This is a genomic window from Macrococcus animalis, assembly GCF_047425875.1.
Lineage (GTDB): Bacteria > Bacillota > Bacilli > Staphylococcales > Staphylococcaceae > Macrococcoides > Macrococcoides animalis.
This window is the reverse complement of the sequence record NZ_CP179727.1, coordinates 2,157,070-2,174,763: the sequence shown is the minus strand read 5'-3', so window position 1 is coordinate 2,174,763 and position 17,694 is coordinate 2,157,070. Positions and strand designations below refer to the sequence as shown.

Genomic DNA, 17,694 nt, shown 5'->3' with positions numbered 1-17,694 from the left:
CCTAAAATAATGCCAATACATACGGAAGAAAAATGACTACCCCAATCACCAAACTCATAATCGAAGCAAGTAACACTGCAAATGCTGCAGTATCCTTTGCATGTTTCGCTAATTCATGATAATCCTTTGTAATGAGGTCAACTACAAATTCAACCGAAGTATTGATCACTTCCATAAACAATACCGAAAAAATTGCTATAATAACAAATAACCATTCTACTTTCGTAATTTGAAAATAGAAAGATGCAATAACAACAAGACAAGCAATCACTATGTGTATTACAAAATTGATATCTTTTTTTAATAATGTTAAAAAACCTTGTATTGGATAAATAAATCGTTTCATATTAATCTCTTGTTAAACCAAAAGCATTTAGTAACTCATCTTGACGACCAAACATTTTCTTTTCATCTGCTTCATTCATGTGATCATATCCAAGTAAATGCAATAATCCGTGAACGGTTAAGAAACCGAGTTCTCGTTCAAATGAATGTCCATATTCTTCTGATTGTTCTTCAGCACGCTTGACGCAAATGATGATATCACCCAACACACGCGGAGCATCAGGCATTTCAAAATCTTCATCTTCACCTTCTTCTAATGCAAAACTGATGACATCCGTCACACTATCTTTATCTCGATAAGCTTTGTTAATACTTTGAATTTCTTCTTCCGATACAAAAGAAACTGCAACTTCTGCATCTTCTTCAATGCCTTCTTCATCTGCTGCAAATTGAAGTAATTTTTCTAAAACTTCTAAATGTACGGGTTGTATCATTTCCGCATCATCAATAAAATCTACTGTTAACATTATTCATCACCCTCATATGCATTAATAATTTTTCCTACTAATGGATGTCTTACAACATCTGCTGAATCAAAATGATGTACTTCGATGCCACTTACTTTCCCTAGTCTTTGAACAGCTTCAATTAAACCACTTTTAACACCTTTAGGTAAGTCGATTTGTGTTTCATCACCTGTAATAACCATTTTTGAACCAAATCCTAAACGTGTTAAAAACATCTTCATTTGTGCATGTGTTGTATTTTGTGCTTCATCCAAAATAACAAAAGCATCTTCTAATGTACGACCACGCATATAGGCAAGGGGTGCAATTTCAATGACGCCTCGTTCCATTAAACGTGCTGTATGCTCAGCGCCTAAAACAAAATGTAACCCGTCATATAAAGGTCTTAAATAAGGATCTACTTTTTCTTTTAAATCTCCAGGTAAGAAACCTAAAGATTCTCCAGCTTCAACAGCAGGTCGAGTTAAAACAATACGTTTCACTTTTCCATTGCGTAAGGCTTGTGCAGCCATTACAACCGCTAAGAACGTTTTCCCTGTGCCTGCTGGACCAATACCAAAGACTAGATCATTATGTTTAATATGTCGCACATATAGACGTTGTCCCATCGTCTTAGCACGAATCGGCTTTCCAAAGGCATCTTTCGTAATTTCTTCATCGTATAAATCACTTAAATATTGTAATGTACCATTTTCAGCCATTTGAACTGCTGATTGTACGTCACGCATTGAAATCGTTGTGCCTTTACGGATAACTGATAACAAACTCATTACAACACGTTCAGCAATTGTGACTTTGTCATCTTCACCATAAATCGTTAATTCTTGACCACGTGTATGAATTTCTACATCAAATGAGTCTTCTATAAATTTTAAATGATCATCTTGGTTTCCAAGCATTGCTTGTGCTTCATTAATGTTATCAAAGCGGATTAGTTGCGACATTCAAAAACTCCTTTAATTAGCGTTAATTTAACTGTATCAAACTGTTGAAAAACAAACAATAAATTCCTACTGAAAAGGCTCATTTATTAAGGTATTAATCGGATTTTTCATTTCCTGCATCATATTTTGTACTTTGATATTTGGATTGATTTTGATTAGATGCTGGATAAACACTTCCGTTTCAACTGGTTTAACTGAAATCTTATTATTTTGACTCAAAATTTCTACATAAATTATTTCTCTAACTTTTACCATATTCAATAATTCAATATCTAAAATATTAATCCTACTCTTTTCTAGACCCTTTTTAATCATTAAGTATTGCGCTTTTATTTCATAATATTCATGCAATAAAATAAACAGTAATACACTACCTATAATTAATGAAGCAATCCCACTCATAAAAGGATTCATAATTAATGCAATAATTATTAATAAACAAACGACTGCGCACATCAATTTTTGGAAGGTATTGATACAGCTTTTATATCTCATAATATCACCCTCTTTTATTTTATCAAAAAATCAAAAAAAATAACTATGATACGCAAATAATTATACGTATCACAGTTATTTATCTTCTTGCTTTTGGTGGTCCTAGAATCTCACTAAATATAATTCCTTTTAAAGTATTCTCTGGCGTTATTTCAACAAGTGAACTTGCGCTATCGATATCTTCCTCCATACGAATCATATTTATTCGATTCATTTTTTGTCTTGGAGACAAATGAGTGTCTGCTTCAATTTTTGCAATTCGTTCAGCTAAAGATAATTTTTCTTTTGCTTGTTTCTTATCTTCAAATGCTTGATTTTTTTTTGCTGCTGAACGTTCAACCGGGCGCTTTTGTTCTTTGACTTCTGCAGCTTTATTTTTTGTTACCTGTTCAACTTTTTTGACTGACTTATTTCCAGATTCTATACGCTTTTCAATTTCTTTAAGCTTTGCTTCTGGATTATTCTTAAAATCTGTGAACTCTTTTTCTAAAGAACCAATCGTTTTTTGAAATTGTGAGAACACATTTTTTGAATCTACTTGTTGCTTAGTTGACATCGGTTTCTTCACTTGTTTAGCCTTTTGTTTATTGGCATTCTCAATTAATGAAGAAACAACACTAATAATCGTAAAAATAATAAATATAATAAATCCGATATTCATCTAATCACCCTTTATTTTTTAGGCGTCTCATTACTGCTTGGATCAGTCATTTTGTTAATAGAATTTCTCATTCCCGTATCAGATTCAATATTTTTTAGATTATAGTAATCCATAACTCCAATATTACCTGATTTTAATGCTTGTGCCATTGCTAGTGGTACTTCAGCCTCAGCTTCCACTACTTTCGCTCTCATTTCCTGTACTCTAGCCTTCATTTCTTGCTCTTGTGCTACAGCCATTGCACGACGTTCTTCAGCTTTTGCTTGTGCAATATTTTTATCTGCCATTGCTTGTTCAGTTTGTAAGTCTGCACCAATATTTTTGCCTATATCAACGTCTGCAATATCAATCGATAGAATTTCAAATGCAGTACCACTATCTAAACCTTTACCGAGTACTGTCTGTGATATCATATCTGGATTCTCTAATACAGATGTATGGGATGCGCTAGAACCAATCGTTGAGACAATACCTTCTCCTACACGAGCTACGATAGTTTCTTCACCTGCACCACCGACTAAACGTTCAATGTTTGCACGAACTGTAATTCTTGCTTTTGCTTTTACTTCGATACCGTTCATTGCTACACCAGCAATAAATGGCGTCTCAATTACTTTAGGGTTTACCGACATTTGAACCGCTTCTAATACGTCACGACCCGCTAAATCGATTGCTGCACCTCGTTCGAATGGTAAGTTAATATCTGCACGTTGTGCTGCGATAATTGCATCAACAACGCGATCAACATTACCTCCTGCTAAATAATGAGACTCTAATTGGTTTGTAGTTAAATGTAATCCTGCTTTATGCGCTTTAATTAATGGATCAATAACACGTCTTGGTGATACACGACGTAGACGCATACCAACTAACGTACCAATACCAACTTTAACACCTGCAGCTAAAGCTGATATCCATAGTCCAACTGGTACAAATGAAAATAAAATCATTAATAAAATAAGTACTACAAATGCAATTATACCGATCGTAATTAATCCTGCCATTGTCATATTATTCACTCCTATTTGTTAAATTTCTCTTACTACAACTCTCGTACCTTCAACTTCAATAATACGTACTTCTTTCTCACGTTTAATAAAGGCTCCATCACTCACTGCATCAATACGTTGTCCATTGTGAATAATTATACCTGAAGGACGTAACTCAGTTAATGTCGTTGCAGTTTGATTCAAGAGATAACTTCTATCATCATGTGATGTGTAACCTGACTCTTTATTTGTAGAATCATGGAGGACTACTTGAGAGAAAATCGGTATTTTTTTATTTAAAAATTTCACTAAAATCACCCACTCTACAATTGCAATAATTAAACAAATCGCAACAAATACACCCATCTTCGCTACATTATCACCAATGAGCAAGAAACTTGCGATAATACAGCCCATTCCACAAATCCCAAGAATCGCTCCGACAACAAAAAGTTCTAGAACTATTAATATTATTCCACCAAGAAACAATATTATTGATAAAGCTTCCATTTGGTTGTTATATAAATTGAGTCCTAAGAAACAGATTGTTGCAATACTACAGATGATGCCTGAAATACCTATTCTTGGTGAATAAAGTTGCCATAATCCTGTCGATACCATTATGACCATGAGCAATAATATCACATAATCATACATATTAATTTCCAATCAAACACCTCCTTATCTATATTATAACTGAAATATAAAATTAATCTGTAAATTTTAAGTACTTTTAAGGTAAATTTAAGGTTAGAAGATATTATCAAATAAGTGTTTAGGTTCAAGAAGACACAAAAAAGCACACCACAATTGTGGTGTGCATATCTATAAATAATATTTGAGGGAGCAATTATTATTTAAATTTACGTTTACGTGCTGCTTCTGATTTCTTTTTACGTTTAACACTTGGTTTTTCGTAGAATTCACGTTTACGAACTTCTTGAATTGTACCATTTTTAGAAACAGTACGTTTGAAACGACGTAAAGCATCTTCGATTGATTCGTTTTTACGAACTACAGTTTTAGACATTTAATTTCCCTCCCTCCAAATATCAACGGAACATATTAAACATAGAATTATTTAAATAAATATTTCTATGTACTAAAATATTATAATAGAAATTATAACTTCGGTCAACACTGATTTTTTAATTTACAGTGAGTTCCTGCTTTTCTTCCACTTTTTTGTATAGATTCGGAATAACTTTCACGAATTGTCCTTTATTCATAGGGTATCCAGCCTCAGTTATCTTCACTTTAACTAATTCTCCGATAAGATTTTCATCTGCTTCAAACTCTACTTTTAAGTAGTTGTCTGTATACCCTACAAGCATATTTTCAGTACTTGCTTTTTCTTCAGGAATTACTTCAAGGACTTCACCTTCAAAATTACTTGCATATTCCTTTGCAAGTTGATCTGAGAGACTAATTAAGCGATGCACACGTTCATTTTTAACATGCTCATCAATTTGATCAGTCATTCGAGCAGCTGGTGTACCTGTACGCATAGAATAAGGGAAAACATGTAATTCAGAAAAACCATGTGCTTGAATAAAGTCATATGTTTCTTGAAATTCTTCTTCGGTTTCACCAGGGAAACCAACAATAACATCACTCGTCACGGCAAGTCCAGGCATGATTGCATGTAACTTTGTTAAACGTTCTGAGAAATGTTCCATTGTATATTTACGACGCATGCGTTTTAAAACAGTATCACTTCCTGATTGTAACGGTATATGAAGATGACGTACGACTTTATTGCTCGCATCAATAACATCAATGACTTCATCTGTTAACTGACTAGCTTCAATAGAAGAAATGCGGATACGCTTTAACCCATCAATCATTTCTAAATCCCGTAATAATTGCGCTAAATTATAATCTTTTAAGTCTTCCCCATAACCACCCGTGTGGATTCCTGTTAAAACGATTTCTTGATAACCGGATTGAACAAGTTGAGTGGCTTGTCTTACGACTTCTTGAGGGTCTCTTGAACGCATTAAACCACGTGCCCAAGGAATAATACAAAATGTACAGAAGTTATTACAACCTTCTTGAATTTTAAGTGAAGCACGTGTTCTATCTGTAAAGTAAGGCACGTCTAATTCTTCATACGTTCTATTCTTCATAATATTTGTAACACCGTTAATTGGATGACGTTCTGCTCTAAATTGCTCTATATAAGGCAACATTTTATTACGATCTTGCGTACCAACAACAATATCAACACCAGCAATATCCATAATTTCTGCTGAAGATGTTTGTGCATAACAACCTGTAACACAAATAACAGCTTCAGGATTTCGTCTTATCGCACGACGAATAACTTGTCGACTTTTTTTGTCACCAGTATTTGTTACAGTACATGTATTTATCACATAAACGTCTGCATTTGTTTCGAAATCCACACGTTCATAGTCTGCTTCTTTAAATAATTGCCAAATGGCTTCTGTTTCATAATGGTTTACTTTACATCCTAATGTATGAAAGGCAACGGTTGACATTTATTTCACCTCATTTTATTTTCGTTCAATAAATCACATTATATAAAAATAACATTATTCATTAAGAATTTCAATGGAATAATATTAAAACAGCGTAATGGATTTACCATTACACTGTTAAAATAAAGAAATTATTAAGATAACTCTAATTGATAGCTAATAGCACTTAATAAATAAAGTGGCGCTGTTTCGGCACGAAGTATTCTTGGTCCTAATCCAATCGACGGTGCATTAAATAAAGTGATTTCTTCTGGACTAAGTCCACCTTCTGGTCCAAAAATCACAAGTAGACTAGCACCTTGCTGAATTTCAGATATCACTTGATGTAATGTAGATGTTTCTCCATTTTTTGCAGACTCTTCATACGCAATTAATACGAAATCAAATTGACTGATTAATTCACTCAAAACTTTACTATTTTTAACAACACTAATCTCTGGAATGATTTGTCGATAGCTTTGTTCGGCCGCTTCTTTAATAATCTTTTGGTACCGTTCAACTTTTTTAACCATCTTCTTATCATCAATCTTAATAATCGTGTGGTCTGAAATAAACGGTAAAAAGCTGTGTGCTCCAAGTTCAGTTGCTTTTTGTAACATCCATTCGTATTTATCATTTTTCAATAAACCACTTGCTATAGTTACATTAACCGGTAATTCAGTGAATAATTCAACTTGTTCAATCGTTGTCACCTCAATTTCTTGGCTAACATCTCTAATTTCACAAATATAAGTAGCATTTAAAAAATTAATTATAATCTTGTCTCCGATGGTTAGGCGCATTACAGTCTTAATATGATGTACATCATCTTTAGCACTAACAATATATTGCGTATTAAGAGTAGCTTCTAAATTCAAAAAATAACGTTGCATATTATGCCTCTTTTCGAGCGGCGATAGCAATCCAACCATTCTCACGAGTAATTTCTAAAATCTTATAGCCTACACGTTCTAAATGTTCTACAATCATTCTTTCTTTTTCCAAAATAATACCGGAAGTTATCAGCAAACCTTTGTCATTTAATAATTTATAACTGTCATCAATCATTAAATCAACAATATGGGCTAAAATATTGGCAAAAATCACATCGCGCTTTTCGCTTTCTCCAGTTAGTAAATTACCAGGTTCAGCTTGAATCTTATCTGCACAATCGTTCTTATCAAAGTTATCGACAGCTACGCGTACCGCCACACTATCTAAATCTAGTGCTTTAATTGGACTTGCACCAAGCTTATGAGCTGCAATACTTAATATACCAGAACCTGTACCAACGTCTATAACGGACTGTTTCGGTAAAACGTATTTTTCAATTAATCTTAAACACATTGATGTCGTTGCATGATCACCCGTACCAAACGCCATTCCAGGATCAAGTTCGATAATAATTTCATCATCATTTTTTTTGTCATAAACTTCCCAACTTGGTACTACAACAAATCGTTCTGACGCCTTAAATGCATGAAAATGATTTTTCCATTCATTCGCCCAGTCTTCTTCTTGCACTTCGTTTGTAGAAAACTCTAATCGACTCACTCTTACATCTTCTAATGCATTAATCTTCTGTTTAATATCTTCAATAATTGCTTCACTAAAGTCTAATTCACTAAAATATACTTTTACACGCACATCTGACTCTGGATAATCTGCCGGATTTAATTCATAAATTTCACCGAATGTTTCAATACGACCTTTTTCAAGTTCTAAGCTATCTTCTATTACAATCCCATTTGCACCAACTTCGTTTAAAATTTCAGCTATAAACGGTTCCAATTCATGGTTTATCATTAAAGTAATTTCTTTATAATTCATGTTTATTCTCCCTTAAAGAAGCGTTTTGTTTTATCGAAAAAGTTTGATGGCTGTTCTTTAATATCTGTTCCATCTATTTCAGCAAATTCTCTAAGTAATTCAGCTTGACGATTGGTCATTTTTACTGGTGTTACCACATTTACTGTGACATATAAATCACCTTTTCCATAGCCATGAACATTTTGAATTCCTTTTTCTTTCAATCTAAATCGTTTACCTGTTTGTGTTCCTGAAGGAATCGTAATCATTGCTTTACCATCTAACGTTGGAACTTCTACTTCATCACCTAGCGCTGCTTGTGCAATAGATAAATTTAATGTATAGAAAATATCTTCGCCATCACGTTCAAAGTATTCATGATTTGATACTTTGAACACAACATATAAATCACCAGCTGGACCCCCGTTAATACCAGGCTCACCTTGTCCACCTAATCGGATTTGTTGACCTGTATCAACTCCTGCAGGGATAGTTACATTAATTTTTACAGTTTTAATTAAACGACCTGTACCACTACAGTCATGACATTTTTCTTCGAAACTTTTTCCAGTACCACCACAATCATGGCATGGTCGCTCAGTTCTCACACGACCAAAAGGCGTATTTTGTTCAACTTGCACATTACCACGACCATGACACGTTTTACATGTATTAACGGCAGTGCCAGGTTTAGCACCACTTCCATTACACGTATCACATTCAACTTCTTTTTTAACTGATATTTCTTTATCAGCTCCAAATACAGCTTCTTCAAATGATATATTCATTTGATATTGAAGATCATCACCTTTACGTGGTGCATTTGGATCACGACGTCCTCCACCACCGAAGAATGAACTGAAGATATCTTCAAATCCTCCGAAGCCACCAAAGTCTTGTCCACCAAATCCAGCACCTTGACCCATGCCAGCATGTCCAAATTGGTCATATTGCCCTTTCTTCTGATCATCACTAAGTACTTCATATGCTTCAGCAATTTCTTTAAATTTCACATCTGCATCAGGTTCTTTATTAATATCAGGATGGAACTTTTTTGATAGTTTTTTATATGCTCTTTTAATTTCTTCTTTTGAAGCACCCTTTTGCAAACCTAATACTTCATAATAATCTCTTTTCGCCACGATTCATTCTCCCTTTCTTACTACTTAGGTTAAATATGCTGAAAGAAAAAGCCAAAGTCAATAAATTGACTTTGACTTTTAAAATTTTTCTTATTATTTTTTGTCGTCATCTTTTACTTCAGTAAAGTCAGCATCTACTACATCATCTTCAGATGCAGTTTGATCTTGTCCTTCAGCACCTTGCTGTTGTGCAGCCATTTCTTCATATAACTTCATAGACATCGCTTGCACGATTTCGTTCAAGCTATCTTTTTTAGCTTTAATATCCTCAAGATCATTTCCTTCTAATGCTTTTTTAAGATCTTCTTTAGCCGATTCAGCCTTTTCAACTTCAGCCGTTTCAACTTTGCCTTCTAAATCTTTTATTGCTTTATCTGTTGCAAAAACTAATTGATCTGCTTCGTTACGTAAATCTACTTCTTCACGACGTTTTTTATCTGCTTCAGCATTTGCTTCAGCATCTTTCACCATACGATCGATTTCTTCATCACTTAAAGAAGATGAAGACTGGATTGTGATTTTTTGTTCTTTTTGAGTACCCAAATCTTTAGCAGTAACGTTAACGATACCATTCTTATCGATATCAAATGTTACTTCGATTTGAGGCATACCACGTGGTGCTGGTGGAATATCAGTTAATTGGAAGCGACCTAATGTTTTATTGTCTGCTGCCATTTGACGTTCACCTTGTAATACGTGGATATCTACTGCAGGTTGGTTATCAGCTGCTGTAGAGAATACTTGTGATTTAGATGTTGGGATTGTTGTATTACGCTCGATTAATACTGTTGAAACGCCACCCATTGTTTCAATACCTAATGATAATGGTGTTACGTCTAATAATACGATATCTTGAACGTCTCCAGTTAATACTCCACCTTGAATTGCAGCACCCATCGCTACAACTTCATCAGGGTTTACACCTTTATTTGGTTCTTTACCTAATTCTTTTTTGATTGCTTCTTGAACAGCTGGAATACGTGTAGATCCACCAACTAATAATACTTCATCGATATCTGAATTAGATAATCCAGCATCTTTCATAGCTTGTCGTGTAGGACCCATTGTACGTTCAACTAAAGTACGAGATAAATCTTCAAACTTGGCACGAGATAAAGTTACTTCTAAGTGTAATGGACCAGCTTCTCCTGCTGAGATAAACGGTAATGAAATTTGTGTAGAAGATACACCTGATAAGTCTTTCTTAGCTTTTTCAGCAGCATCTTTTAAACGTTGCATTGCCATTTTATCATTTGATAAGTCTAAACCATTTTCTTTTTTGAACTCTTCTACTAAGAAGTCGATAATTACTTGGTCAAAGTCATCTCCACCAAGACGGTTGTCACCAGCAGTAGATAATACTTCAAATACACCGTCACCAAGTTCTAAGATAGATACGTCAAACGTACCGCCACCTAAGTCGAATACTAATACTTTTTGTTCTTTATCTGTTTTATCTAAACCATATGCTAAAGCTGCAGCTGTTGGTTCGTTGATTATACGTTCTACTTCAAGTCCAGCAATTTTACCAGCATCTTTCGTTGCTTGACGTTCAGCGTCATTAAAGTAAGCAGGTACCGTTACAACGGCTTTCGTTACTTTTTCACCTAGGTAGCTTTCCGCTGTTGCTTTTAAATTTTGTAAAATCATAGCTGAAATTTCTTGTGGAGAGTACTCTTTTCCTTCAATGTTTTCTTTATGGTTTGTACCCATATGACGTTTAATAGAAATAATAGTGTTTGGGTTTGTGATTGCTTGACGTTTAGCAACTTCACCGACTTGTACTTCACCATTTTTAAATGCAACTACAGATGGAGTAGTACGATTACCTTCTGGGTTTGCGATTACTTTAGGTTCACCGCCTTCTAAAACAGATACACATGAATTTGTTGTTCCTAAGTCAATACCAATTACTTTACTCATTATATAATTCCTCCATTATTTTAGAAAATATTTAATAAAATATTACTTTCAGTGATTACTCGTTTACTTTAACCATAGATGCTCTTAATACACGTTCTTTTAATTTATAACCTTTTTGAAGTTCTTCTAACACGATGCCAGAATCTTTTTCTTCAACATTGTCCTTCATTACTGCTTGGTGTAAAGTAGGATCAAATGGTTGATTTTGCGCATCAATTACTTCTAATCCATTTTCTTTTAAAGAATTGAGTAAACTTTCATATACCATTTCTACACCTTTATGAAGTGACTTAAATTCTTCACTTTCACCTTTTTGTGCTAATGCACGTTCTATGTTATCAATTGCTGGTAATATATCACGTAATACACTTTGAGAACGATATGTTCGTTCTGTATCAAGTTCAGCACGTGTGCGCTTTTTATAGTTTTCAAATTCAGCGTAAAGTCTTAAATATTTCTCTTCAGCTTTATTTAATGCATTTTTTGTTTCAGTTAATTCGTCTATTTCTTCTGTCTCTTCTTTTGTTTCCCTTTCATCAGTTGCCTCTAAAGGTGCTTCTGGCACAATCTCCTCAGTAACATCTTGTTCAACTTCTTGTGATTCATTAATTTCTTCTGAATTATTATCTTTGTGTGTTTCTGACAAGTTATTTACCTCCTTATAACAAGTGATTAATACTTGCTAATTTATTAAAGACTTTTCGGTAACTCATTTGTGTTGGTCCAATAACTGCAATCTTACCATTCACATTATGTAAATGAATTGGCGTCGTCACAATTGAAATACCTTCTAAGTTTTTATCAATTTCTTGACCTAAAGTAACTTGAATATTATTTGATTCTAAGCTCCCTAAAATTTGTGGAAGATTATCTGAATCAATAAATTTCAAAGTTTCTTTCACTGCATTCAAGTTATCTGAATCAATTATTTCATACAAGTATTCACGTCCTTCAAAATAAACAGAATGTGACATCGTATGTGCTTTCTTAACAATTTCAGACTTTAAATGTGTCAAGGGTAACTGCTTAAAACCTTGTTGATTTACATCAAAATAAATATTACCTTCAATAATTGATAGTAAATTCTGGTTTAAATAATTGTTCATGCGCTCAATCTCTTGTCTCGTCAAACGTACTTGCCATGAAATTTGTTGATGTTCAACATTACCATTTTCATAGACAATAATTAAAACCAAATTTGTTGGTGTTAAATACGTCAAATGAATTTGTGAAATTGATCGTTTATCGATTTCTGTTGTCGTTGCAATTGATAAATACTGGGTATCCATCGCAATGTCCTTAGCTAACATTCTAAAATCAATGAAATTTGTTTGATCAGTAAAAAAGTGCTCTTCATAAGGAAATTCTTTTTGCAACGATTCCACATAAAATTTGTAACCTGCTTCAGACGGAATACGACCGCTAGAAGAATGCATTTTTTCAATTAAACCATGGTCTTCTAAACGTTTCATTTCTGCTCTAATTGTTGCAGGACTTACATTTAAATTATGTTGTTCAATCAATTTTTTTGAACCGATAGGTGATCCACTATCAACAAAATCCTCAACAATTACGTTTAGTAAATGTAATTGTCTATCTGTTAGCATAATCCACCTCGTTAGCACTCTATTAACTCAAGTGCTAATAATAATTTATCAAATTGGTCAAAGTATGTCAACAAATAACGTCTAAATTTTTTCAAAAGAAAAAAAGTGCTTAAAAACCGTGTAGTTACAAGGTTAATAAGAACTTTTCAAATACGTCGTTACCACGCATACGGCCCTTGTCAGTCAATTTAATTTGATTATTTTCAAATATTATTTGATTTTCATTTAGCAAACTTTGACTAACAGTGCCAAACACATCTTCAAAAGAAATACCATAACGCTTTTCAAAATCAATTATGTTTATGCCTTCATTTAATCGTAAACCTAAAAACATATATTCTTCCATTGAAGCTTTCTCATCAACAGGTATGACTTCTTTTACGGCGCTTCCATTTGCCATTGCTTTTATATAGTGTGGTACAGGTACCACATTATAATATCTTTTACCTTCAACATATCCATGACTCCCCGCACCTACACCATAATATTCGTTATTCTTCCAATATACTTTGTTGTGCAATGATTCATGATCACCTTTTGCATAATTAGAAATTTCATATTGGTGGAAACCTTGTTTCGACAAGAAATTCATTGTATATTCATACATCTCTTGCGCAAGAGTTTCATCTGGGATTTGCAATAGACCTTTTTGATATTGATTATAAAATTGAGTCTTCGGTTCTAATATTAAAGAATAACTTGATATATGATTTATGTTAAGTTTAATTGCTTGTTTTAAGTCATATTGACATTCTTCAATAGTCTGCGTTGGCAAGTGATACATTAAATCAATGCTTACTGATTGTATACCTAATTGATTTGCATCATTAACCGCACGTTTGATATCACTTTCTAAATGTGTTCTACCAAGTGTTTTTAACAAGCGATTATTAAAAGTTTGAACTCCTAAAGATAAACGATTAACGCCAAATCGTTTCATTATTTTTATTTTTTCAGTCGTCAATTCATCAGGATTAGCTTCTACTGAGAATTCACTATTGATGACAAATTTATCAGTGACAAACTTCAGCAATCGTTCTAATTGGCTATTAGATAATGCAGTAGGTGTGCCACCTCCAATAAATATAGTATATATTTCTTTTTCATCAATCATATCAAGTTCTTTGATTAATGCATCAATATATTCATCAACTGGTTGGTTCTTAATTAAAAATTTATTAAAATCACAATACGTACATATACGATTACAAAATGGTATATGGATATATATACTTCTCAAAACTGCACCTCCAAATGAAAACACGATTGCTCTTATCAAGATACAATCGTGTTTAATAGTTATTCTTCGTCCATTTTTAAAACAGCTAAGAAAGCATCTTGAGGTATCTCTACAGATCCAACAGATTTCATTTTTGCTTTACCGGCTTTTTGCTTCTCTAATAATTTACGTTTACGTGAAATATCCCCACCGTAACACTTTGCAAGAACGTTTTTACCGATTGATTTTATGTTTGTACGTGCTACAATTTTTTGACCAATTGCTGCTTGTACAGGTACTTCAAATTGTTGACGTGGAATTAATGTTTTTAATTTTTCTACGATAATTTTTCCACGATCATATGCGAAATCTCTATGAACAATAAAGCTTAAAGCATCTACACTTTCCCCATTTAATAAAATATCCATCTTCACCAAACGACTTTCTTGATAACCTATTAATTCATAATCAAATGAGGCATAACCTTTTGTGTTCGACTTTAATTGATCGAAGAAATCAAAGACAACTTCTGATAAAGGAATTTCATAAATGATATTCACACGAATATCATCCATATAGTCCATCGTTTGAAAGTTCCCACGTTTCCTTTGACATAACTCCATAACAGAACCTACGTAGTCATTGGGTACCATTATACTTGCTTTAACATATGGTTCATATATTTTATCTATTTTTTGTGGATCTGGCATTTTTGATGGATTATCAACAATAACTTCACTATTATCTGTCATTTCACATTTGTAAATAACTGAAGGAGCTGTCGCTATTAACTCGATGCCAAATTCACGTTCAATACGTTCTTGTATGATTTCCATGTGTAATAAACCTAGGAATCCCACACGGAAACCAAAGCCTAACGCTTGAGACGTCTCTGCTTCGAATTCTAAAGATGCATCATTTAATTGTAACTTTTCTAATGCTTCACGTAAATCATTGTAACGCCCTGTATCAATTGGGTATATACCACAGAACACCATTGGATTCATTTTCTTATATCCTTGTAATGGCGCTTCAGCAGGATTATCTGCTAATGTAATGGTATCTCCAACACTTGAATCCGCAACATTCTTAATAGACGCTACGATATAACCTACATCGCCTACTGTTAATTCACTCACTGGTATTTGTTTCGGTGTGTTTATTCCAACTTCAACAACTTCAAACGTTTTACCTGTTGACATCATTTTTATCTTATCACCGGCTTTTACAGTACCGTCAATGACACGTATAGATGAAATGACTCCACGGTAAGCATCAAATGCGCTATCAAAGATTAGCGCTTTTAATGGTGCTTCAGGATCCCCCATTGGTGCAGGAACCTTCTCAACAATTTGCTCGAGAATTTCTTCAATTCCTATATTCGCTTTTGCAGAAGCAAGTACCGCTTCACTTGCATCTAATCCTATCACATCTTCAATTTCTTGACGTATGCGTTCTGGTTCTGCTGCTGGTAAGTCAATCTTATTTATCACAGGTAATAATTCTAATTCATTATCTAAAGCCAAATACACGTTGGCTAACGTTTGTGCTTCAATTCCTTGTGCTGCATCTACAACTAAAATTGCTCCTTCACATGCCGCTAAACTACGTGATACTTCATAAGTGAAATCGACATGCCCTGGCGTATCTATTAAATGAAAAATATAAGTTTCCCCATCTTTTGCTGTATAATTTAATTGTACTGCATTCAACTTAATAGTAATACCACGCTCACGTTCTAAATCCATGGAATCTAATAATTGTGATTTCATCTCACGTGTTGCAACTGTTTTTGTATTCTCCAAAATTCTATCTGCTAAAGTCGACTTCCCATGGTCAATATGTGCGATAATTGAGAAGTTTCTTATTTTTTCTTGACGACTTAATCGCTGTTCGTTATTCATGTCTTTTGCCCAACTTTCTTAAATTGTACGTATATTTGATTATAACAACTCTTAAACCGTTGTTCAATTAGTTTTAAAAATATAGATTGCATATAGTGCCTGAATTTGATAAAATATTTCTTGTTGCAATCAAAATATCTATTTTAAGTGCAAGACATTTCTAGGAGGTGACATTATGCCAAACATTAAATCTGCAATCAAACGTGTTACAACTAACAATAAAGCACAACAAGCAAACATTTCTCAAAAGAATGATATGCGTTCTGCTGTGAAAAATGCAAAAACGGCAATCGAAAATAACGCTGACAATAAATCAGAATTAGTACAAGTAGCTGTTAAAAAGATTGATAAAGCTGCAAAAAGCAACTTAATCCACTCTAACAAAGCTGACCGTTTAAAATCACAAGTTATGCGTAATAAATAATTCTTATAAATAAAGCGACCCAAGGGTCGCTTTTTTTGTTGTTCATTTTTTGTATTAAATTTTCAAAATGAATAATTCTAAAATCAAAATTTTATCTAAATAACTTGACTTTAATGCATAATCTGTTTCGGCGCATTCCCTAATAATATTAAGTATAACTTTCAAATCCATTGCTTTCACTTTACGTAATGCTAATTTAACACGGTAAGGATGAACTTTCACTTGCTTCGCAATTTGAGCTTCCGAAAATCCTTTCTGAGATAAAATCTTCACTTGATAATACAACCGATATTGACTACTAATCAGCGCCAATAATTTTATCGGTTCTTCCTTCATATTAATTAGATCTTTTAGTAAATGAATCGCTCTATGCTTGTCGCCTTTTGTAATATAGTCTGTTAATAAAAAAACATTTTGTTCTAAACTACGACTTACTACATCGCTCACATCTCTTTTTGTTATTATCGGATTATCTCCAACAAACAAAATCAGCTTATCCATTTCTTTAACGACATTACTATAATTTAAGCCTGTTAAATGAATCATCTCATCAAGTGCATCTGCCTTAATCTCTTTATAGTGTTGATTAAAGCTCTGTTTAATTAAATGTTTCATACCATTTTCGTCCAGTGGCTCGATTTTTTCAACAGTATGCAAGTTTTTGATACGTTTAACAATTTTTTTACGTTCATCCAACTTATCATGTAATACTTTAAAGATAACGATATTAGGTCCTTCAAACTTTTCCAAAAAGGTTATAACCTTTTCTAAATCGATATCAATGGCTGTTTTAATTTTTTCACCAGTAAAGATAAAACTATTATTAATCACTATGACCTTTTGATCACTTAAGAAAGGCAATGTCATCGCATCTTCAGTAATAACTTCAAATGGGGTTTCCTGTAAATCATAACGACTAAAATTGAAATCGTCAGGTGTTTCAATATATTGATAAATAATTTTATCTACTTTATCCTCCACTAGAGGTTTCGTACTACCGTATACTAAATAAATGTGACTCAATATGAGCACTCCTAACCTAAAAATCTTAATTTCATTATAGCTTTTTTTAGTACATTATCATATACTTAAGTAGATACAAAAGTAGGGGGTTTTAGAAATGAATCATTTCGAAAAAAACACACAATCAAAAAACAATGATGTTCAAGATTCAGGGTATGCATTTTTAATCGCATTCGGTGGATTTGCAACGATTTATATTATCGCTCAAATCTTTGACCTAGTAGCTGGGTAATTTTTAGCAAAAGCGGATAACACCGCT

The 17,694-nt window shown here is 33.4% G+C and carries 20 protein-coding genes; 2 read left to right on the top strand and 18 right to left on the bottom strand.

The annotated features are described in order from the left end of the window. Position 1 precedes the first annotated feature (1 nt). From ACMGE9_RS11470 to lepA, 17 genes are all read right to left on the bottom strand, one after another. The gene (locus ACMGE9_RS11470; protein ID WP_414042898.1) at positions 2-346 is read right to left on the bottom strand and encodes a diacylglycerol kinase family protein; all 345 of its coding nucleotides are present in this window, start codon (positions 344-346) and stop codon (positions 2-4) included. A gap of 1 nt (position 347) precedes the next feature. Next, entirely contained in the window at positions 348-812 is a 465-nt protein-coding gene (gene ybeY / locus ACMGE9_RS11465; RefSeq protein WP_414042897.1) for an rRNA maturation RNase YbeY, read from the bottom strand. After that, complete coding sequence (locus tag ACMGE9_RS11460) at positions 812-1,756, bottom strand: PhoH family protein (protein ID WP_414042896.1); 945 nt, start codon at positions 1,754-1,756, stop codon at positions 812-814. Before ACMGE9_RS11460 ends, ybeY begins: the two co-directional genes overlap by 1 nt. A 66-nt stretch (positions 1,757-1,822) precedes the next feature. Further along, complete coding sequence (locus ACMGE9_RS11455) at positions 1,823-2,251, bottom strand: hypothetical protein (RefSeq protein WP_414042895.1); 429 nt, start codon at positions 2,249-2,251, stop codon at positions 1,823-1,825. 79 nt (positions 2,252-2,330) lie between these two features. Then, positions 2,331-2,912, bottom strand: a complete 582-nt coding sequence (locus ACMGE9_RS11450; RefSeq protein ID WP_414042894.1) for a hypothetical protein — start codon at positions 2,910-2,912, stop codon at positions 2,331-2,333. Positions 2,913-2,923: 11 nt separating this feature from the next. Next, positions 2,924-3,916 (bottom strand): flotillin-like protein FloA, encoded by a 993-nt coding sequence (gene floA, locus ACMGE9_RS11445; protein WP_414044499.1) that lies wholly within the window; start codon positions 3,914-3,916, stop codon positions 2,924-2,926. A gap of 24 nt (positions 3,917-3,940) precedes the next feature. Further along, positions 3,941-4,570, bottom strand: coding sequence for an NfeD family protein (locus ACMGE9_RS11440; protein ID WP_414042893.1), 630 nt, complete (start codon positions 4,568-4,570; stop codon positions 3,941-3,943). Between the two features lie 184 nt (positions 4,571-4,754). After that, on the bottom strand, positions 4,755-4,931 hold the full coding sequence (rpsU, locus tag ACMGE9_RS11435; protein WP_041636032.1) for a 30S ribosomal protein S21: 177 nt from the start codon (positions 4,929-4,931) through the stop codon (positions 4,755-4,757). 118 nt (positions 4,932-5,049) lie between these two features. Beyond that, positions 5,050-6,405, bottom strand: coding sequence for a tRNA (N(6)-L-threonylcarbamoyladenosine(37)-C(2))-methylthiotransferase MtaB (gene mtaB / locus ACMGE9_RS11430; RefSeq protein ID WP_414042892.1), 1,356 nt, complete (start codon positions 6,403-6,405; stop codon positions 5,050-5,052). A 134-nt stretch (positions 6,406-6,539) separates the two neighbouring features. Further along, on the bottom strand, positions 6,540-7,277 hold the full coding sequence (locus ACMGE9_RS11425; RefSeq protein ID WP_414042891.1) for a 16S rRNA (uracil(1498)-N(3))-methyltransferase: 738 nt from the start codon (positions 7,275-7,277) through the stop codon (positions 6,540-6,542). Between the two features lies 1 nt (position 7,278). Beyond that, positions 7,279-8,214 carry a 50S ribosomal protein L11 methyltransferase gene (gene prmA, locus ACMGE9_RS11420; protein ID WP_414042890.1) on the bottom strand — a complete coding sequence of 312 codons (936 nt, stop codon included), beginning with the start codon at positions 8,212-8,214 and terminating at the stop codon, positions 7,279-7,281. A 2-nt stretch (positions 8,215-8,216) separates the two neighbouring features. Then, positions 8,217-9,335, bottom strand: a complete 1,119-nt coding sequence (dnaJ, locus tag ACMGE9_RS11415; protein WP_414042889.1) for a molecular chaperone DnaJ — start codon at positions 9,333-9,335, stop codon at positions 8,217-8,219. Between the two features lie 93 nt (positions 9,336-9,428). Continuing rightward, a complete protein-coding gene (gene dnaK / locus ACMGE9_RS11410) occupies positions 9,429-11,258 on the bottom strand; it encodes a molecular chaperone DnaK (RefSeq protein ID WP_414042888.1) in 1,830 nt (609 codons plus the stop codon). Positions 11,259-11,313: 55 nt separating this feature from the next. Beyond that, positions 11,314-11,904, bottom strand: coding sequence for a nucleotide exchange factor GrpE (gene grpE / locus ACMGE9_RS11405; RefSeq protein ID WP_414042887.1), 591 nt, complete (start codon positions 11,902-11,904; stop codon positions 11,314-11,316). Positions 11,905-11,917: 13 nt separating this feature from the next. Then, positions 11,918-12,865: a heat-inducible transcriptional repressor HrcA gene (gene hrcA, locus ACMGE9_RS11400; protein ID WP_414042886.1), complete on the bottom strand. Its 948-nt coding sequence runs from the start codon at positions 12,863-12,865 to the stop codon at positions 11,918-11,920. Positions 12,866-12,989: 124 nt separating this feature from the next. Beyond that, positions 12,990-14,105 carry a radical SAM family heme chaperone HemW gene (gene hemW, locus ACMGE9_RS11395; RefSeq protein WP_414042885.1) on the bottom strand — a complete coding sequence of 372 codons (1,116 nt, stop codon included), beginning with the start codon at positions 14,103-14,105 and terminating at the stop codon, positions 12,990-12,992. Between the two features lie 59 nt (positions 14,106-14,164). Further along, entirely contained in the window at positions 14,165-15,988 is a 1,824-nt protein-coding gene (lepA, locus tag ACMGE9_RS11390) for a translation elongation factor 4 (protein ID WP_414042884.1), read from the bottom strand. Positions 15,989-16,163: 175 nt separating this feature from the next. On the opposite strand from lepA, the gene rpsT reads away from it, so the two are divergent. After that, the gene (gene rpsT, locus ACMGE9_RS11385; protein WP_414042883.1) at positions 16,164-16,412 is read left to right on the top strand and encodes a 30S ribosomal protein S20; all 249 of its coding nucleotides are present in this window, start codon (positions 16,164-16,166) and stop codon (positions 16,410-16,412) included. A gap of 54 nt (positions 16,413-16,466) precedes the next feature. On the opposite strand, the gene holA is transcribed toward rpsT, so the two are convergent. After that, positions 16,467-17,438: a DNA polymerase III subunit delta gene (holA, locus tag ACMGE9_RS11380; RefSeq protein WP_414044498.1), complete on the bottom strand. Its 972-nt coding sequence runs from the start codon at positions 17,436-17,438 to the stop codon at positions 16,467-16,469. Between the two features lie 94 nt (positions 17,439-17,532). Between holA and ACMGE9_RS11375 the strand changes: the two genes are divergently transcribed. Then, positions 17,533-17,667: a YqzM family protein gene (locus ACMGE9_RS11375; protein ID WP_414042882.1), complete on the top strand. Its 135-nt coding sequence runs from the start codon at positions 17,533-17,535 to the stop codon at positions 17,665-17,667. Positions 17,668-17,694 lie beyond the last annotated feature (27 nt).